Raw genomic sequence first — 1,908 nt, 5'->3', positions numbered from 1 at the left:
GTGGAGCTGGTAGAGGTCGATGACGTCGGTCTGGAGCCGCCGCAGGGACGCGTCGCAGGCGCGACGGACGTACCCGGGGCGGCCGTTGGCGACGATGTGCTGATCGCCGACGAGCAGCCCCACCTTGGTGGCGACGAACGCCTCACCGCGCCGCTCCTTCAGGGCCCGCCCCACGAGCAGTTCGTTGGTGAACGGCCCGTACATGTCGGCGGTGTCCACTAAGGACGACCCCACGTCCAGCGCCCGCCGCACCGCGCGCGCGGACTCGTCGCCCCGCCGCCGCGACCCGCTGTACCCCCAGCTCATCGGCATGCACCCGAGTCCGACGGCCCCCGCCGAGAGCGCGCCGGCGCCGATCGTCCTGCGCTCCACCTGCCCCTGACCCTCCCTCTCCTGAACTCCTCAAACCTAACCTCTGCACGCGCGCGTGCCTGACATAACCTCCTGCCCATGACTGACGACACCGCACGTCACAGCGTTCAAGACGTCTGGCTCTCCATTCCGCCGGAGGAGATCGAGGGCCTTCCGCAGGGCCCGAACTACCTTTTCTGGGACGGCGGCCCGGACGGCACCCGGCCCTATCCCGGCGACCCGGCGCGGTGCGCCTTCTACGTCGTCCCGTACATGAAGCGCCAGCCCGTGAAGATCGGCCCGCTGGAGGCGATGCCGAACCTCCGCGTCGTCCAGACCCTCACGGCCGGTGTGGACGACATCACGGCCCGCCTCGACCTGCTCCCCCCCGGCGTGCAGCTGTGCAACGCGCGCGGGGTGCACGAAACGAGCACCGCCGAACTCGCGCTCACCCTCACGCTCGCCTCCCTGCGCGGCATCCCGGGCTTCGTGCGCGCGCAGGACCGCCAGGAGTGGCAGGGCGGCTTCCACCCGGCGCTCGCGGACCGCACGGTGCTGATCCTCGGCTACGGCGCGATCGGCGAGGCGATCGAGGACCGGCTCACGGCGTTCGAGATCGCGCGGGTGGTACGGGTCGCGCGCGCCGGGCGCACGACGGAGCGCGGACCGGTGCATTCCATCGAGGAGCTGCCGGAACTGCTTCCGCTCGCGGATGTCGTGATAGTGGTGACGCCGCTCACGGAGAGCACTCGTATGCTCGTCAACAAGCCGTTTCTGGCCCGCATGAAGGACGGCGCGCTCTTGGTCAACGTGGCGCGTGGGGCAGTCGTGGACACGCAGGCGCTGCTCGCGGAGCTGGAGTCGGGCCGCCTGACGGCCGCGCTGGACGTCACCGATCCCGAGCCGCTGCCCGCCGGGCACCCGCTGTGGAGCGCGCCGGGAGTCCTGATCAGCCCGCACGTCGGCGGTCCGAGCAGCGCTTTCCTGCCGAGGGCCAAGCGTCTGCTGGTGGACCAGTTGGTGCGATATGTGAACCGGGAGCCCCTGCGGAACGTGATCCTTACGACGGGCGCGGCAGGCGTGTAACCCGATTCGGGTACCCTCCGCAGTCCTCCGGACGCGGGGTGTACCGGCATAGTCGCTGGTCGTCACGGAGCGTAGAGGAACTATGTCCCTGAGTGACGAGACTGGTGTATCGTCCCGGACAGGGGCTGCGCCACGCACGATTCGGCGCCGGGGATGGACGTTCACGGATTTGTGAGGGGGGCGACGGGCGATGCACGGCCTACAGGCGAACGATCCGACGCGGCGGGGCCGCCGACGGCGACCCTGGAGCACCGCGCCACGCAGAAACGGCTCGCAAGGCGGCCACACCACCGCACACGGCAACCGGAACAGCGCGTCCCTCGGCACCGACCACCCGCCCCACGCAGGCGACCACCACCGCCCGGGGCCGAAGCAGACCGGGAGGCCCTGGTGAACGCGCCGCCCTCCGCCATGACGACGACGCTCGACGAGATGCTGCGCCCCCACCCCGAACCGGGGACGCCGCCCGCC

General features: G+C 71.0%; 2 protein-coding genes. One reads left to right on the top strand and one right to left on the bottom strand.

Annotated features, from left to right (window positions below):
• A partial coding sequence (locus tag AOK24_RS50420) for an aldo/keto reductase (protein ID WP_240553772.1) occupies positions 1–372 on the bottom strand: 372 nt, incomplete at its 3' end.
• A gap of 78 nt (positions 373–450) precedes the next feature.
• Between AOK24_RS50420 and AOK24_RS10065 the strand changes: the two genes are divergently transcribed.
• Positions 451–1,437, top strand: a complete 987-nt coding sequence (locus AOK24_RS10065) for a 2-hydroxyacid dehydrogenase (RefSeq protein WP_055719712.1) — start codon at positions 451–453, stop codon at positions 1,435–1,437.
• Positions 1,438–1,908 lie beyond the last annotated feature (471 nt).

Origin of the sequence: Streptomyces niveiscabiei (assembly GCF_001419795.1) — a bacterium.
Taxonomy (GTDB): domain Bacteria; phylum Actinomycetota; class Actinomycetes; order Streptomycetales; family Streptomycetaceae; genus Streptomyces; species Streptomyces niveiscabiei.
Note: the sequence above shows the minus strand (reverse complement) of the source record. Positions and strands in the feature narration are given on the sequence as shown.